The sequence below is a fragment of the Nocardia amikacinitolerans genome (genome assembly GCF_900215415.1).
Taxonomy (GTDB): Bacteria; Actinomycetota; Actinomycetes; order Mycobacteriales; family Mycobacteriaceae; genus Nocardia; species Nocardia amikacinitolerans.
Genome location: NZ_OBEG01000003.1, coordinates 861,863 through 878,614, shown reverse-complemented (window position 1 = coordinate 878,614; position 16,752 = coordinate 861,863). Strand labels below are relative to the sequence as shown.

Below are 16,752 nucleotides of genomic sequence, written 5' to 3'. Positions count from 1 at the left end.
TCAGCTGGGACATTCGCCTTGCGTGCCGCCCGGCGCGTTGCGAACACGCCGCGAGGAGGCGCGGCGCGGCGCTCGCGGCGCTCGAGAGATGATGATCGGCGTGAGTGACGACCGGCCGCCCGAGGACAACACCGCCGACCCGGCGCGGAAGACGACCCCGCCGCTACGGTTGCGGACCCTGCTGATCATCGCCGCGGTGCTGTTCGGCCTCGATCTGCTCACCAAGACGATCGCGGTGGCCAACCTCCGGCCGGGCGAGCCCGTGTATCTGATCGGCGATTTCGCGCGGTTCACCCTGGTGCGCAATCCCGGCGCCGCGTTCTCCATGGCCACCGGCATGACCTGGCTGCTGACGCTGGTCGCCGCGGCCGTGGTGATCGGCGTGATCCGCATCGGGCGCACGCTGCGCTCGCTGTGGTGGGCGATCGGGCTCGGCATGGTGCTCGGCGGCGCGCTCGGCAACCTGGTCGACCGGCTCTTCCGTGCGCCGGGACCGTTGCAGGGCCACGTCGTCGACTTCGTCGCGATCGGCTGGTGGCCGGTGTTCAACGTGGCGGACTCGGCGATCGTCTGCGGCGCGATCCTGCTGGTGGTGCTGACGGTGTTCGGCTTCGAGCCGGACGGCACCCGGACCGGCCGCGACGCGGACGAGGAGCGGGCCGCGACGGCGCGGCCCGAACCGCCCGCCGAGCCCGAACCCGAGAGGGACCATCCCAAGAAGGACACGCCGAACGGCACCGGAGAGGAGAACGCGGCATGAGAGAGACCAGAACCATGCCCGTGCCCGACGGGCTCGACGGCATGCGGGTCGACGCGGGCCTCTCCCGGTTGCTCGGGTTGTCGCGCACCGCGGTGGCGGCGCTGACCGCCGAGGGCTCGGTGCAGCTGGACGGCGTGCCTGCGGGCAAGTCCGACCGGCTCGTCGCAGGCGCCTGGCTGGAAGTCGAATTCCCCGAGCCCAAGCGGGAACTCACCATCGAGGCCGCGCCGGTCGAGGGTATGAAGATCCTCTACGCCGACGACGACATCGTCGCGGTGGACAAGCCGGTCGGCGTCGCGGCGCACACCGGCGTCGGCTGGACCGGTCCGACCGTGGTCGGCGGGCTGGCCGCGGCCGGATACCGGATCTCCACCTCCGGCGCGCACGAGCGCCAGGGCATCGTGCACCGGCTCGACGTCGGCACCTCCGGTGTGATGGTGGTCGCCCAGTCCGAGCACGCCTACACCGTACTGAAGCGGGCGTTCAAGCAGCGCACCGTCGACAAGCGCTATCACGCGCTGGTGCAGGGACATCCCGATCCGAGCAGCGGCACCATCGACGCGCCCATCGGCCGGGCCCGAGGCAACGACTGGAAGTTCGCGGTCACCGCCGACGGACGGCCCAGCGTCACCCACTACGACACCGTCGAGGCGTTCCAGGCGGCCAGCCTGCTGGACATCCACCTGGAGACCGGTCGTACCCACCAGATTCGCGTGCACTTCTCGGCGATCCGGCACCCCTGCTGCGGCGACCTCACCTACGGCGCCGACCCGCGCCTCGCCGAACGCCTCGGCCTGGAACGGCAGTGGTTGCACGCCCGCTCGCTCGGCTTCAACCATCCCGCCGACGGACGCTGGGTGGAGATCACCAGCGAGTACCCGGACGATCTGAAGAACGCGCTGGACGTCCTGCGCAATGCGTGAGCGGCCGGGGTCCGGTGCGGAAGGCGGCGGCGATGCGGCTGCCGATCGGTCGCAAGAGCGCTCGGAAGGCGCGGCAACGGACGACGCGAACGGCCTCCGTGGGGCGCGGGTGTTGCGTGCGGCCTTGGCGGGGGCATTGGCGGCCGGTGTCATCGCGTTCATGGCCCTGCTCGGTGTGCTGAATCCGCCGCGCGAGCTTGGCGTCGGCACCGATCGGCTCGGCCCCGACCGCGCCGAGCCGGTCGCCGATTACCTTGCCAGAGCGCGGGATTCGCTCTCCGGTACCGACACCGAGCAGCACTGGGCGTTGGTCTCGTTCACCGAACCGATCGCGCCGCAGGCGATTCCCGTGCACAGCGGCGGTCTGCGCGTCGGCCAAGTGCTGCACCGCGTCCCGATACCCCGCGTACAGACGCCGCTGGTCGCGGTGCAGGTGCCCGCGGGCGCCGCGGTGGCCGTGGCGTCCGCCGACGCGGCCGCGTGGCAGGTGCAGGACCAACTGGAGCGCACCGGCGCGATCGGCGAGCGCTACACGCGCATCATGACGGTCTCCATATCCCGCCTGCGAGCCGGATGCGCCTGCACCGTCGGCCTCGTCGTCCGCGGCACCCTGCCAGAGCTCCGAAACCTGGCCGCCGCCAATGGTATCCGCGCGGTCGAAGCCCTACCGGCCGACGCCGTCGCGGGCCATTTCGCGGTGAATCCTTTGCTGCCGGAGCACACCGAAACCGTCGTCCCCGGACCGGACGACGCCCCGGTCCCCGATAACTGACGAGCAGCGCCGCGAGACTCGAGGCTCGGGCCGGGCACCGCGAGACTCGGCGAACGGCTCGCACAATTGACGGTCGAGCCACGCGACATCCGGCGCACCGCAGCGGTTCTCAGGTCGCGGGTGTGACGAGACCCGCCTCGTAGGCGGCGATGACGAGCTGAACGCGGTCGCGGGCGAGCAGTTTCGCGAGGATCCGGCTGACGTGGGTCTTCACCGTCAACGGGCTGAGCACGAGGGTCTCGGCGATCTCGGCGTTGGTCAGGCCGCGTGCGACCAGGACGAGCACGTCGAGTTCTCGGTCGGTGAGCGCGCCAAGCGTCGGGCGCGGTGTGGGATCGGGCGCGGACCTGACCCGCGCGATGACGGCGGAGGTCGCGCTCGGCGACAGCAGCGCCTCCCCGGCAGCCACCGTGCGAATCGCGTCGAGCAGCGCGGCGGGCTTGGTGTCCTTGATGAGGAAGCCGCTCGCGCCCGCGCGCAGAGCGGCGAGCACGTTGTCGTCGGTGTCGTAGGTGGTGAGCACCAGCACCCGGACGCCGGCGAGGTTCTCGTCCGCGGCGATCGACGTGGTCGCGGCGATGCCGTCCATATCCGGCATGCGGATGTCCATCACCACCACGTCGGCCCGTTCGGCACGAGCCAACGCCACCGCCGCACGCCCCGTCGCCGCTTCCCCCACCACCGTCATATCGGGCGCCGAGGCGACCAACAGCGCGAACGCACCACGCACCAGAGCCTGGTCGTCGGCAAGCAACACCCGAATCACGAAGCGACTCCGCTGGTCTCGCTCCGATCGCCACCGCGCACGCCGCTGCCGCCCGCACCGCGAACACCGCTGCCGCCGTCCACCCGCACGCCGACATCACGCGCGTCCATCCCGCCTCGGCCGACGTCCCCACCGTCGGATCGCCCGCCGTCGCCCGTCGGCACCTGCGCGCCACCCCGATGCGCATCACCCACTGATCGCCGCGAATCATCCATCGCGCCAGCCGCTTCCGGCGCACCCGGAATCGGCAGCTCGGCGGTGACGGTGAACCCCGCGTCCGTGCCGAGCGTCCGGAGCGAACCGCCGACTGCCTCCGCCCGCTCGACCATGCCGCGAATGCCGAAACCCGGTGCTCCATCGAAAGTTCCGCGACCGTCGTCGGTGACGCACACGGTCAGCCGATCGACCTCGTAGTCGAGGCGGACCAGCGCGCGGGTTGCCTGAGCGTGCTTGGCGACGTTGGTGAGCGCCTCCTGCACGATCCGATAGGCGACCATCTCGACGGTCGGCAAGAGCGCACGCGCCTCGCCCACTATCTCGAATTCCACCATCACACCCGCCACCTCTGCGGGTTCGGCCAGCGCCGACAGCTGCGCCAGAGCGGGCAGCGGGCCACGGGGTTCCCCGCCGGGTGTGCGCAGCACGCCGACGGTCGCGGCCAATTCGGCGCGCGCGTCGGCACACGCGTCCGCGATGGTGTCGAGAGCGGCCACGACGGTGGCCCGATCGGCCCTCCCTTCGGTGAGCAGGTGCGCGGCTACCCCGGCCTGCACCTGGATCACCGTGATGGTGTGGGCGAGCAGGTCGTGCAGATCCCTGGCGATGCGCAGCCGCTCCTCCGCCACCTGCCTGCGCGCTTCGGCGTCGCGCGAGCGTTCGGCGCGTTCGGCCCGGTCCAGCGCCTCGGCGAGGTAGGCGCGGTGCAGCCGGACGGCCTCGCCCGCAACACAGGCCAGCACGATCCAGCCGACGGCGCCGAACGCCTGGAGTGCCGTGTTCTCGTTCTCGGTGCGCGACAACAAGATTCCACCGACACCGAACAGCAGGACCATCGCGACCACCAGCGCCGTACGCACCCGGGTGCCATACCTGGCCACGGTGTAGAGCGCGACGATGGTCGCGGGCACGACGGCCTCGTGCGGAAATTCGTTGGCGTGGTAGGGAATCGCCAGTGCCAAGTGCGCGAACAACACCCCGAGCGGCCAGCTCCGGCGAGCCACGACCACCGCTGTCGCCAGCGTGAGCAGCACCGCACCGAAGGCGTCGAGCGGACGCGGGCCCGCGAGCGGCACCGCGGCGATCAGCTCGACGATCAGCAGCACAACGGCCAACACGCCGTCGGCCACCCACCGTCTGTTCATCCCGCCATTCTCCGGCAGCCGAGCCCGACCGGCGTACTCCGCGCGGCGTATCTCCAACAGCCTTCCCCGGTCGGACGCTTTCGGTCCGAATTCCCGCGACGCTGCTTGCCATGTCCGAAACGAGGAGACAGTGATGGGGACGAAGAGCCGAGCGTGGTTGCTCATCGGCCTGTGGATCGCGGTGCTCGCCGCGCTGACACCGTGGGCGGGCGGGCTGGACGACGTGAAATCCGACCGGGAGATCGACTACCTTCCCGCCTCGGCGCAGTCGACGATGGCGGCCGAACTGGAGACCACCCTGCCCGGCGGCACCGAGAATGTGTTCCTGGTGGTGTATCACCGCGCGGGCGGTGTCACGGAGGCCGACCGAGCCACGGCCGCCGCCCACTACACCGCGCTGCGCACGAAATACGAGGCGCAGGGCGGGCCGGATCAGCCGCTGCCCTCCGACGATGGCGCGGCCCTGATGTTTCCGGTCGCGGTCGGCGAATCCTACGGTGAGTCAGCGGAATACATCGAGCAGTTCCGCGCGATGGTCGCCGAGCATTCCGAAGGGCTCACCGTCCAGGTCGCCGGACCCGGTGCGCTGCAAGCGGATTTCGAGGGCGCGTTCGAGGGGATCGACGAGCGGCTGCTTCTGGTGACCGCGCTCGTGGTCACGGTGATCCTGCTGCTGACCTACCGCAGCCCAGTGCTGTGGCTGGTGCCGTTGATCGCCGTCGCGGGGGCGAACGTGTTGTCCATGGCGGCGGTCTATGGGCTGGCCAAGACATTCGACATCACCGTCAACGACCAGAGCGCCGCGATACTCACCATCCTGGTGTTCGGCGTCGGCACCGACTACGCGCTGTTGATCGTCGCGCGCTACCGCGAGGAGCTGCACCACCGCACCGACGTCGGCGCGGCGATGTCCGCGGCGTTGCGAAACTCGGTGCCCGCGATCGCCGCCTCCGCCGCCACCGTCAGCCTCGGACTGCTGTGTCTGCTCGCCGCCGACATGAACAACGCCGCGGGCATGGGCCCGGTGGGCGCGGCGGGCATCGTCTGCACTCTCGCGATGATGGTGACGCTGTTCCCGGCGCTGCTGGTGGTGTGCGGACGGTGGATCTTCTGGCCGCGGGTGCCGCGGGTGCGGACCGAAACGACGACAGCCCAGACCATGTGGGTCCGGATCGGGACGACCATCGCCCGCAGGCCGGTGGTCTCCGCGCTCGCCTCGGTCGCGGTGCTGGCGCTGCTGAGCCTCGGCCTGCTCGGCAACACCGCCTCGCTGGGCCGGGCGGAGCAGTTCGTCGACACCCCGGAGTCCGTCCGTGGGCAGTCGCTGATCGCCGCGCACTTCCCGGACCGCGCGGGCACGCCGCTGCTCGTCCTCGCGCCCAACGGCGTTCGCGACGCGGCGATGTCGGCGGTCACGGCCGATCCGGGCATCGGCGCGGTCGAAGCGGGGCGGTCCGGGCCGACCGTCGGCGAGATCGTCGCGATCCCGCGCGATCCGGCCGATTCGACCGCCGAATACGCGACCATCGAGCGATTGCGCGACACTCTCGGCGAGGTCGCGCCCGGCACGGTGGTCGGCGGCCCCAGCGCGGCGAACCGCGACATCGCGACGGCATCGGCGCGCGACCGGCGGGTGGTGATCCCGCTGGTGCTGCTCGTGGTCACCGCGGTCCTCGGCCTGCTGTTGCGGTCGCTGGCCGCACCCGTCGGATTGGTGCTCACCGTGGTGTTGTCGTTCGGATCCGCGCTCGGCGCAAGCGTTTTCGCCTTCGAGCAGCTGTTCGGCTTCGACGGTCTGGATTCCGGCCTTGTCCTGCTCGCCTTCCTGTTCCTGGTCGCCCTCGGCGTCGACTACAACATCTTCCTGGTCAGCAGGGCAAGGGAAGAGGCCGTGCGGCACGGCACCAGCCAAGGCATCTTGCGCAGTCTCGCGGTCACTGGCGGCGTGATCACCTCCGCGGGCATCGTGCTGGCCGCCACCTTCGCGGTACTGGTGACCCTGCCGCTGGTGTCGTTGGCCCAGCTCGGCTTCGCGGTGGCTTTCGGCGTCCTGTTGGACACCCTGTTGGTTCGGTCTGTCCTCGTTCCGGCGCTGACGCTGATCGCGGGAGATCGAGTGTGGTGGCCGTCCCGGATGTCGAGACCCGCCGCCTCGTCCGCATCCCTCGAGCCGGAGACCGTGGCGGCGCGATAGCAAACGAACGCGGCTGGCTCTCGTCTCGACGAGAGCCAGCCGGACGCCGTCCATCGTCGGCCTCGCGCATGGCCGAATCCAACGCGGAAGTCGGCCAACAGCGCTGCCGGACGCTGCCCATGACCCGCGCATGGCGCGAGTCCAGGCGGTGCGGCGCGCACGACGGCGCGTCCGTCAGTCGGGCAGGGTGACCACGCCGTCGAGGTAGCGGCGGCAGCGGCCGAACAGCAGAACTCGATCGTCGACCAGCGCGCAGCGCAGCGTGCCGCCGCGACGGGACAGCTGGCGGGCCGTCAGCTCGGCGCGTCCGAGTTCGGCGGCCCACAGCGGAACCAGTTGGGCGTGGGCCGATCCGGTGACCGGATCCTCCGGCACGCCGAGACCGGGCGCGAAAACCCGTGAGACGAAATCGACTTCCGCACCGGGGGCGGTGAGCACGGCCGCGCGCGGCAGCGGCGGAAACGCGCTCAACAGCGGACGGGCCCGGCGCACTTCGTCTTCCGAGGCGAGCACGACGACCTCGTCGGTGCCGGAGAAGGCGCGCACCGGCGTCACGCCCAATGCCGCCACCAGGGCCGGGTCGGGCTCCACCTCGACGGAGGCGACCGTCGGCAGATCGAGCACGTACTCGTCGTCGTCGGTGCGATCGACGTGCAGCCAGCCGCTCCTGGTGAAGAAGCTCACCCGGTCCGCGCCGGGATGCATGTCCTCCAAGACTTGGGCCGCGGCGGCGAGGGTGGCGTGCCCGCACATGTCGACCTCCGCCGCCGGGGTGAACCAGCGCAGGTGGAACGCCGGGTGATCCACGGGCGGGCCGACCGCCTCCGGAGGTAACTGCGAGGTATAGAAGGCGGTTTCGGCGAGGTTGTTCTCCTCGGCCAGGTTTTGCAGCAGCTCGTCCGGCAACCACGACGTCAGCGGCATCACGGCCGCCGGATTGCCCGAGAACGGTGCGTCGGCGAACGCGTCGATCTGGTGCAGCAGTACCTCCATATTCGGAGAAGGTACTCCAACTTCGAATGACCGCTTCGCACAAGGCTTCTCGCGCCGAAACCGTGCAGGTGGAAGGACTAGGCGCTACCGCCCGGCGTGGCCGGGATGAGCCTGCGCTGCTCGCCGTGCAGCGCGGCGCTGATCCACCAGATCGCCTCCACCAGCACGATGCCGATCGCGCCGCAGATGAACGCCGAGGTGGTGAGCGCCACGTTGGAGGGGTCGAGCTTGAAGAACTCGCGGGTGAACGGCACCGTGAACAGCACTACGTAGGCCGCCATGGACGCCGCGATCAGCACCACCTTCCACCACACGTACGGCCGGGCGACGATCGCGAGCACCCACACCGCGATCATGATCAACGTGATGAGCGCGGTGGTGCCCGCCTGCTCCTTCTGCGTCTCGCTGGCTTCCGGTCCCGCGTAGGCGATGAGGTACGCCACGAACGTCGCGACGCCGATCACCACACCGGACGGGATCGCCAAACGCATGACGCGCGAGACGAATCCGGTGCGTGCGCGCTCGTTGTTCGGGGCGAGGGAGAGGATGAACGCCGGAATGCCGATGGTGAACCAGGCGGCGATGGTGACGTGGCGCGGCAGGAACGGATAGCCGATCGGCTCGTAGTCGAAGATCTGCGAGCCGACGCCCGCCAGGCCTATCAGGAAGGCGAGCAGCACCGAGTACACGGTCTTGGTGAGGAACAGATTCGAGACGCGCTCGATGTTGCCGATCACCCGGCGCCCCTCGCCGACGACGTAGGGCAGCGTCGCGAACTTGTTGTCCAGCAACACGATCTGCGCGACCGCGCGGGTAGCCGGGCTGCCCGCGCCCATGGCAACGCCGATGTCGGAATCCTTCAGCGCGAGCACGTCGTTCACGCCGTCGCCGGTCATGGCGACGGTGTGGCCGCGCGACTGGAGCGCACCGACCATGGCGCGCTTCTGATCCGGGCGGACCCGGCCGAAGGTGGTCTCGTGCTCGAGCACGTCGGCCAGTTGCTCACGGTCCTCGGGCAACCGGCGCGCGTCGACGGCGTGATCACCGCCGGGCAGGTCGAGCGAGGACGCCACCGCGCCCACCGAGACGGCGTTGTCGCCGGAGATCACCTTGATCGAAACATCTTGGCTGGCAAAGTAATCGAGGGTGTCGCGGGCATCGGGGCGGATCTTCTGTTCCAGCACGACCAGCGCCGCGGGCCGCACCTCGCCCGGTGCGTCGGGCGCGTCCACCGGACGATCGCTCTGGGCGAGCAGCAGGATGCGCAGACCCGACGAGCCGAGTTCCTCCGCCGTGCGCGCCTCCTCCGAGCCCGAGTCGAGCAGCACGTCGGGCGCGCCGAGCAGCCAGTCACCGTGCTCGCCGTAGGAGAAGCCGCTCCACTTCTTGGCCGAGGAGAACGGCGCGACCGCGGTGTGCTGCCAGCCGGGCCGATCGGTCAGCTCCTCGGCGATGGCCTGCACGCTGGCATTGGGCCGCGGGTCGTCGCCCGCCATCGCGGCCAGCGCCTTGCGCACCTCGGCGTCGTCGAAGCCGTCGATGATCTTGATATCCGACAGCCGCATGCCGTTCTCGGTCAGCGTTCCGGTCTTGTCCGCGCACACCACGTCCACGCGGGCCAGGCCCTCGATCGCGGGCAGCTCCTGGACCAGGCACTGGCGACGGCCGAGTCGCACCACACCCACCGCGAACGCGATGGAGGTCATCAGCACCAGCCCCTCGGGCACCATCGGCACCAGCGCCGCGACCATGCCCGTCACCGCGGGACGCCAGCTCTCGCCACTCGAGAACAGCTGGTTGTAGATGCTGAGCAGACCGGCGGGGATCAGCAGGTAGGTGATGAACTTCAGGATCTTGTCGATGCCGCTGCGCAGCTCGGAGTGCACCAGGGTGAACTTGCTCGCCTCCTCGGCCAGCTTCGCTGCGTAGGCGTCGCGGCCGACCTTGGTGGCGCGGTAGGCGCCGGAACCGGACACCACATAGCTGCCCGACATCACCTCCGCGCCGACGGCCTTGTCGATCGGGTCGGCCTCGCCGGTGAGCAGCGACTCGTCGATCTCCAGCAGCGCGGACTCCTCGACCACGCCGTCCACCACGATCTGGTCGCCGGGACCGAGCTCGATCAGGTCGTCGAGCACCACGTCCTTCGGCGCGACCTCGTGCGCGACGCCGTCGCGGCGCACGGTGGGCCTGGCCTGGCTGACGATGGCCAGCTGGTCCAGCGTCCGCTTCGCCCGAACCTCCTGGATGATGCCGACCGCGCTGTTGGCCACGATCAGCAGGCCGAACATGCCGTCGATGATCGAACCGGTCGACAGCACCAGGATGAACAGCACACCCAGGATCGCGTTGATCCTGGTGAAGACGTTGGCGCGGACGATGTCGCGCACCGAGCGGCTGGCCCGGTCCGGCACGTCGTTGGTGAGTCCGTCGCGGCGACGCTGCTCGACCTCGGCCGTGGTGAGTCCGGTGGCGCCCGATGCCTGCACGGTTATCGACATGCACGTCAGACTAGTAGGCACAGTGGCCCATCCGCTCCGGCCATGTGCGGGGCTGTGGATAGCCCGAGATATCCACAGACCCCGCGCGCACCGACGATTCATCCCATGAACAACGCCCGCGCACTAACCTGGCACGGTGCGGCGAATCAGATCCATCCCCGGTGTTGCCTTCGGCACCAGTGCCTATCTGATCTGGGGTTTGTTTCCCGCGTTCTTCGGTCTGCTGGCGTTCGCGAGCGCGGTGGAGGTGCTCGCGCAGCGCATCCTGTGGACGCTCGTGGTGGTGCTCGCCGTGCTGGTCGTCACCGGACGGCTGCGCGAGATGGCGGGCATCGATGCGCGGACCTGGCGGTTGGCCGCGCTCGCCTCGGCGGCGATCTCGATCAACTGGGGCGTCTACGTCTACGGCGTCACCTCCGGTCACGTGGTGGAGTGCGCGCTCGGATACTTCGTCAACCCGCTGGTGACCGTCGGCTTCGGCGTGATCATCTTCCGCGAACGATTGCGGCGGGCGCAGTGGGCCGCGCTCGGGCTCGGCGCGGCGGCGGTCGCGGTGCTCACCGTCGACTACGGCAGGCCGCCGTGGATCGCCCTCGCCCTCGCCTGCTCGTTCGCGCTGTACGGACTGGTGAAGAAGGTCATCCCGCTCGACGCGCTGCGCGGCATCGCGGCCGAGGGCATCGTCGCCGCGCCGTTCGCGCTCGCGTTCGTCCTCGTGCTGCTGTTCACCGGCCGCAGCGAGCTCACCTCCGGCGCGGGGCACAGCGCGCTGCTGATGTCGACCGGACCGGTCACGCTGGTGCCGCTGCTGCTGTTCGCCATCGCCGCGCAACGAGTTCCGCTGTCCACCATGGGTTTGCTGCAATACCTCACCCCGGCGCTCCAGATGGCCTGGGGCGTCGCCGTCGCGCACGAACCGATGCCCGCATCCCGCTGGGCCGGTTTCGCGCTCATCTGGGCGGCGCTGGCGATCTTCACCACCGACGCCCTGCTGCGCGCCCGACGCGGTCGGCGCACCCCGGCTCCGGTGGCGCCCAGCGACGCGCCGACGCCCTGAGCGTCTGCGGACAGGCTTCCTCGACGGCGGTCGTCGAACGTTGGCGCTCTCGTGCGGCTGGGAAGGATGCGGCGGCGCACCGTGTCATCGACATCCCTGCCGCCGTTACCCGTTCGGCGCCGAGCGTCTCGCCCGCCGTTCGACGCACCGCACCGCGGACACGACCGCGCACCTGGCGGTCCCACATCGAATCGACAGGGCTACCGACTCTTTCGTCGTATCGGCACAGAGAACGCGGCCGACGCTTGTCCGATTCGACAGGGGTTCGCGGCACGACCGCTCCGGTACATTTGCCGCGATCGACGCGGGACCGGAGGGGTTTTCACGATGCTGGACGACGGGCGACTCGACAGGGCGGCCGGTGTGCTGCTCGGCACCGCGGCGGGCGACGCGCTCGGCGCCGGATACGAGTTCACCCGGCCGGGGCCCGAGCAGGAGATCGATATGATCGGCGGCGGCGCGTTCGACTGGGCGCCCGGCGAATGGACCGACGACACCTCGATGGCGCTGGCCATCGCCCAGGCCGCCGCGGGCGGTCCCGGACTCGAACTCGACGCGGTGGCAGCGGGTTTCGTGCGGTGGTACGACTCAGCACCGCCCGACATCGGCGTCCAGACCAACCGGGTGCTCTCCGCCCGACCGCCCTCGGCGGCGGCCATGCACCAGCAGGCCATGTCGCTGGACGGGCTGACCGGCGGGAACGGTTCGCTGATGCGGACCGCCCCAATCGCGCTGTGCTACCTGGACGACGCCGCCGAGTGCGTGCGAATGGCGGGCGCGGTCGGCCTGCTCACCCATCACGATCAGCAGGCCGTCGAGGCGTGCGAGATCTGGACCTACGCCGTCCGACACGCGGTGCTCACCGCGACCTTCGACGGCGTCCGCGAGTACGTCGCCACCACCGACAGCGCCGACTACTGGAACCGGCTGCTCGATCAGGCGGAAAACGGTGCGCCAGCGCACTTTCCGAACAACGGCTGGGTCGTGCACGCGCTCCAGACCGCCTGGTGGGCGATCACCACCGCCGACGCCTCCGGCCCCGAACACCTGCCGCTGGCGCTCGAACTCTGCGTCCGCGCGGGCGGCGACACCGACACCACCGCCGCCATCGCGGGCGGGCTGCTCGGCGCGCGGTGGGGCGCTTCCGCCGTCCCCGCCCGCTGGCGCAGCATGCTGCACGGCTACCCCGGCCTGACCGGCGAGGACCTGATCGCCCTCGCCACCCGCATCGTCACGGCGAACGCCCCGGCCTGAACGCGCAGGGCCGGTCGGGCCTCGCCCTGCCACCGGCTCCCGATGGTCCGCTCCTCCGCCTGGCCCGTGCCCACGTTCGAACCCACGCCTGCGCCTGCGTCCGGACTTCGCCCGCGTCTGAGCCCGCGCCCGCGCCTGCGTCTGGGCGACCTCCGAAGGCGCGCACCCGCATGGATGCGCGCCCGGTGGCGTCAGTAGTTCGTGTTGATAGGCCCAGGGCTCCACAGCCCGGAGCGATCCCGCTGGACGATCGCGGGTTCGGCCGGAACGGCGCTGTCATCGATGCGCGTGAACAGCTGGAGATCACCCCAGTCGCGGTCCCAGTCCTCGTTCAGATACGTGGCCAATGTCCGTGCGCGCAACAGCATTCCGGTCCACCCGAGCGGACCGCCGCTGTCGTGGCTCTGCCACAGGTTGGTGACGGCGGCGCCGGGGCGGTCGGGCAGGATGCGGTAGCCAGGGATCTCCGCGATGCCGTGGCGGTGATCGTAGGGGCGCTGGTTGGGGAATTGCAGGCCGACCATCCAGTCCACCAGGGCGGGCGTCGTGCCGACCACTTCGTTCAGTGTCTTGGTTCGCGGCACCCGCGGCGGCGTCACCGCCAGCCACTGCTTCGGGTTGCGATCGCGGTCGACGGCGACCAGCCGGATCACGTCGGCCTGCGCCGGAATGTCGGCGAACGGCACCCGCAGGTTGCGCCAGGACGGCGCCGGTCCGATGTCGATCGGGACGACCCGGCCCATCGGCTGCGCGGTGGACGCGGAATCCGTTGCGCCGTACTCGATCTGCAACGACTGGCCGGGCGTCACGACACCGTCGGCGTCCACCGACCAGATCCGGCCCGCGGCGCTCAGCGCGATGATCCCGGCGCGGTCGCCCGGATCGGGCAGCCGGTACCAGCCGGTGGTCAGCTCGGCCGGGCCCGCGTCACCGGAACGGTAGCTGCCGAGCACCGGGACACGGGCCGGATCCAGACCGAAAGGCAATGCGGCGGTGGCGGTTCCGGCTTCCTCCTCGGAGGACGACTTGGTGGCGAGCGCGTCGGCGATGCTGCCGGTCGAGCTGCTGCCCTCGTCGTCGGGCCGCAGATCCTCGGCCACCCCGCCCGCCGTGAAGCCTGTCGCGTTGCCCGCGAGCGTGGTCTGCGCGTCGCCGGTCAGCGGCGCGAGCATCCCCTCGTTCGGATCGGTCTCCACCAGGACGTGGCCGGCGAGCCCGTACGGCTTGCCCGTCACCGCCTCGATGTTCGAGCGCGCCAGCGAGAACGACTTGCCCTGCGCCACCGCGGCTTTGGCGAAGGAGCCGATGTCCCACACGACGAGCAACGCCAGCGCGACGGTCAACGGAGGCAGCAGCGACACCCGCCACCCGAACCGCGAAACCCGCTGCGGGGTACCGGGTTCCGGCGCGTGCACATGCCACCAGGCGGCCACCGCGAGCAGCACGACCGCGAGCAGCCGGAACAGGTCGTTCAGCATGATCCCGGCCACCGACGGCGGCTTGTCCCACCACGGCATGCCGTACGCGGAGACGTACCACCAGCCGTTGGGCCCGGAGAACACCAGCGCGAGCAGGAACGCGATCAGCGCCGCGAACAGCGCGCGATTGCGCGGCGACCGGAGCACCTTGGGGCCCACCGCCATGGCGGTCAGCACCGCCACGCACCCGGCGACACCGGCGAACACGCCGAAGTGGTGGGTCCACTTGGTCGGCGTGACCATGATCAGCAGCAGGGCGCCCGCGGTGGTCCCGAGGATGCGCCGGGACGGGCCTGCGGCGGTCAGCGGAATGCGCCCGCCCTTGCGCAACAGCACGGCGACGCACACCACGATGCCGATCAGCATCGCGAGGATGCCGATTCGGCGGCCGACCGAACCGTCGACCTCACCCTGGAAGAGGTACTGGTAGCGCAGATATTCCTGGAACCACGGCACGTCGGGACCGATGTCGTGGTGCACCCGCTGCATCTCGAAGGCGGCGGACAGCGGCTGGTCGGCGAACGCGATCGCGAGCACGACCACACCGGCCGCGCCGAGCGGCGCGAGCAGGGTCGCGTAGCCGAGCACGCGCTGCCGCAGGGTCCCCGAGCCGACCTTGCCCATCACGATCCTGGCGACCGGACGTAGGCCGGACAGCAGCGCGGCGATACAGATGAGACCGGACGGACCAGCGGTGACGGTGAACGCCGCGATCAGAACCGCGAGCGCGGCGGGCAGCAACCGCCGGGTGGCGATCGCGCGCTCCACCGAGCACCACGTGAGCAGCAGTCCAAGCGCGACGGGCGGTTCGGGGCGCAGGCCGTTGTCGTAGGGCAGCCACACCGCGAGGAAGCCGAGCGCGCCGGTCCACAGCGCGATCTTGCTGTGCCGCACCCCGACACCGAGTCGCGGCACCACCTCGCGGCTCAGCACTAGCCACAGCAGCACGCCGCAGGCCAGCGCGGGCAGACGGACCCACGGGCTGGCGGTCGTCACCTCGGCCATGATCCGGATCAGGTCGTAATACGGTGTGCCGATCGGGTTTTCGGGGACGCCGAAGTAGGCGAAGTAGTTGGACATGTAGCCCGCAGCGCCGGACGCGCGCGCCATACCGAACTGGTAGCCGTCGTCGGAGGTGGTTGCGCCGATGAAGTGCCAGAGCACCAGCACGCCGAGCACAACGCCGTCGAGCACCGAGAACGTCCACCAGCGCTGCGGCAGCAGGCGGTGGGTTCGCCTGCCGTCCTCGCGGTCGATCCGGTAGAGGGCGACCAGCGCGACGAGGGTGGCCAGCACGGCGAGCCAGATGACGGCCCGCTTGAGGGGCGTCGGGCTGGAGGTGAAGCGGGTGTCCAAGGCCGCGGTGACGGTCGCGCCGTCCGCTGCGGCCAGATCGCTGTAGATGCCAATCAGCTGCGGGCGGTAGTCACCGGTGAGCGTCACCGGGAAGCCTGGCGCCTCGAATCCGCCCATGCTCGCGGTTGCCGTGGTCGTGTCGGCGTGCACGACGAGTTCGCACCCGGTGGGCAGCTGGTCGACCGGCGTGCTGAGCAGCGCTTGGTTGCGCAGGATCACGTCGAGCCGGGCGGGCGCTTCGGCGGTGGGCGTCGTCACACGCGCGAGAAAGCCGTAGCGCTCGCGGTCCGGCGCGCCGTTGGGCGCGGTGGCGGCGAGCGTGCCACCGTTGACGGCGAGCTGCTGGATGGCCGTGCACGGCAGGGTGGCGTCGAAGGTCGACGGCGCGTAGGCGATCAAAGGCGCTTCGACGCTGCGTGCCGAGCCCGCTTGCGGCCAAGACAGCGTCGCCTCGTCCACCCGGATCGGGAGCAAGGGAACGGCCACCGCGCACAGCGCGCCGATCAACGCCGCGATCAAAGCGACGGGCCGCGCCCATCCCCCGCTCGTATTCCGTTGTGCCGTCCCGTCTCTGGAATCCTCGACGGACGTCTGCCCCGCCCACACCATCGTGTCAGCCACGAGGCCAGATAGTAACGATCGAATCTGAGAGCGAAACCCGACGCCCGTGCTGCGGTACGGCGCGCGGCCGAATCAGGCGGCCGACCTGCGGTTTCTCGCGAACACACGGGTTCGGCGGACGAACTCGTCCGCCGGATACGCGGCCCGGTTCGAAGGCCGGGCCGCGACACCGCGAATCAGGCGCAGGCGGTCGACTGCTGGCCGAGCGCGGTCAGCATCTGGCAGGCCCACGCCTTCTGGACCTTCCACTTGCCTTCCTCGGCGACGAACGGCACGTCGGCGATGTTCTCCTGGCCGTTCAGCACGATCTTGGCCTTGGCGTTGATGGTGTCACCGAACGCGGTCACCTCGGTGACCTCGACGGTGGCGCCGGTCGACTTGTACGCCTCGGACAGGCGGGCGGGCAGCTCCGGGTCGGCCTCGGCGCCCTGCACCATCTCCAGCTTCTCCGAGTTCGGCACCGCCGGGTCGAGCGCCTTCTGCAGCTGCGCGTTCAGCTCCGCCACGGTCGGCACCGCGGGCAGGTTCGCCTGAGCGGTGGTGGCCTTGGCGCTGGTCGTCGTCTTGGTCGTCTTGGCGGTGTCGCTCGAGTCGTCGCCACCGCAGGCGGTCAGGCCCAGGGAGGCAACGATGGCGAGGCCAGCGATCGCGATGCGTCCAGTCGTACGAAGCTTCAACTGCTCGTCCTTTGCGTTCGAGGAGGGGTCCGTGTCGTA

The 16,752-nt window shown here is 70.4% G+C and carries 12 protein-coding genes; 6 read left to right on the top strand and 6 right to left on the bottom strand.

Annotated features, from left to right (window positions below; translation table 11 throughout):
- Positions 1-88: 88 nt before the first annotated feature.
- The 3 genes from lspA (at position 89) to CRP45_RS18245 (ending at position 2,455) form a co-directional block, all read left to right on the top strand.
- On the top strand, positions 89-760 hold the full coding sequence (gene lspA / locus CRP45_RS18255; protein WP_097246043.1) for a signal peptidase II: 672 nt from the start codon (positions 89-91) through the stop codon (positions 758-760).
- Complete coding sequence (locus CRP45_RS18250) at positions 757-1,683, top strand: RluA family pseudouridine synthase (protein ID WP_067785687.1); 927 nt, start codon at positions 757-759, stop codon at positions 1,681-1,683. Before lspA ends, CRP45_RS18250 begins: the two co-directional genes overlap by 4 nt.
- Before the next feature lie 160 nt (positions 1,684-1,843).
- The gene (locus CRP45_RS18245) at positions 1,844-2,455 is read left to right on the top strand and encodes a hypothetical protein (RefSeq protein WP_179830919.1); all 612 of its coding nucleotides are present in this window, start codon (positions 1,844-1,846) and stop codon (positions 2,453-2,455) included.
- 109 nt (positions 2,456-2,564) lie between these two features.
- Here the strand turns inward: CRP45_RS18245 and CRP45_RS18240 are convergent, their stop codons facing one another.
- Together CRP45_RS18240 and CRP45_RS18235 are read right to left on the bottom strand one after the other, a co-directional pair.
- Complete coding sequence (locus CRP45_RS18240) at positions 2,565-3,221, bottom strand: response regulator (protein ID WP_067785694.1); 657 nt, start codon at positions 3,219-3,221, stop codon at positions 2,565-2,567.
- The gene (locus tag CRP45_RS18235; RefSeq protein WP_179830909.1) at positions 3,218-4,582 is read right to left on the bottom strand and encodes a sensor histidine kinase; all 1,365 of its coding nucleotides are present in this window, start codon (positions 4,580-4,582) and stop codon (positions 3,218-3,220) included. Before CRP45_RS18235 ends, CRP45_RS18240 begins: the two co-directional genes overlap by 4 nt.
- A 133-nt stretch (positions 4,583-4,715) precedes the next feature.
- Between CRP45_RS18235 and CRP45_RS18230 the strand changes: the two genes are divergently transcribed.
- Entirely contained in the window at positions 4,716-6,776 is a 2,061-nt protein-coding gene (locus CRP45_RS18230) for an MMPL family transporter (RefSeq protein ID WP_097246042.1), read from the top strand.
- Positions 6,777-6,950: 174 nt separating this feature from the next.
- Here the strand turns inward: CRP45_RS18230 and CRP45_RS18225 are convergent, their stop codons facing one another.
- On the bottom strand, positions 6,951-7,769 hold the full coding sequence (locus CRP45_RS18225) for a PhzF family phenazine biosynthesis protein (RefSeq protein ID WP_097246041.1): 819 nt from the start codon (positions 7,767-7,769) through the stop codon (positions 6,951-6,953).
- Positions 7,770-7,846: 77 nt separating this feature from the next.
- Positions 7,847-10,270, bottom strand: a complete 2,424-nt coding sequence (locus CRP45_RS18220) for a cation-translocating P-type ATPase (protein WP_097246040.1) — start codon at positions 10,268-10,270, stop codon at positions 7,847-7,849.
- A 136-nt stretch (positions 10,271-10,406) separates the two neighbouring features.
- Between CRP45_RS18220 and rarD the strand changes: the two genes are divergently transcribed.
- Both rarD and CRP45_RS18210 read left to right on the top strand, forming a co-directional pair.
- The gene (gene rarD, locus CRP45_RS18215) at positions 10,407-11,327 is read left to right on the top strand and encodes an EamA family transporter RarD (protein ID WP_097246039.1); all 921 of its coding nucleotides are present in this window, start codon (positions 10,407-10,409) and stop codon (positions 11,325-11,327) included.
- Between the two features lie 327 nt (positions 11,328-11,654).
- Positions 11,655-12,581 (top strand): ADP-ribosylglycohydrolase family protein, encoded by a 927-nt coding sequence (locus CRP45_RS18210; protein ID WP_097246038.1) that lies wholly within the window; start codon positions 11,655-11,657, stop codon positions 12,579-12,581.
- Positions 12,582-12,772: 191 nt separating this feature from the next.
- On the opposite strand, the gene CRP45_RS18205 is transcribed toward CRP45_RS18210, so the two are convergent.
- Positions 12,773-16,024 carry an arabinosyltransferase domain-containing protein gene (locus CRP45_RS18205; protein WP_097246037.1) on the bottom strand — a complete coding sequence of 1,084 codons (3,252 nt, stop codon included), beginning with the start codon at positions 16,022-16,024 and terminating at the stop codon, positions 12,773-12,775.
- A 188-nt stretch (positions 16,025-16,212) separates the two neighbouring features.
- Positions 16,213-16,713, bottom strand: a complete 501-nt coding sequence (locus CRP45_RS18200; RefSeq protein WP_067785720.1) for a WKL family lipoprotein — start codon at positions 16,711-16,713, stop codon at positions 16,213-16,215.
- Between the last annotated feature and the right edge of the window lie 39 nt (positions 16,714-16,752).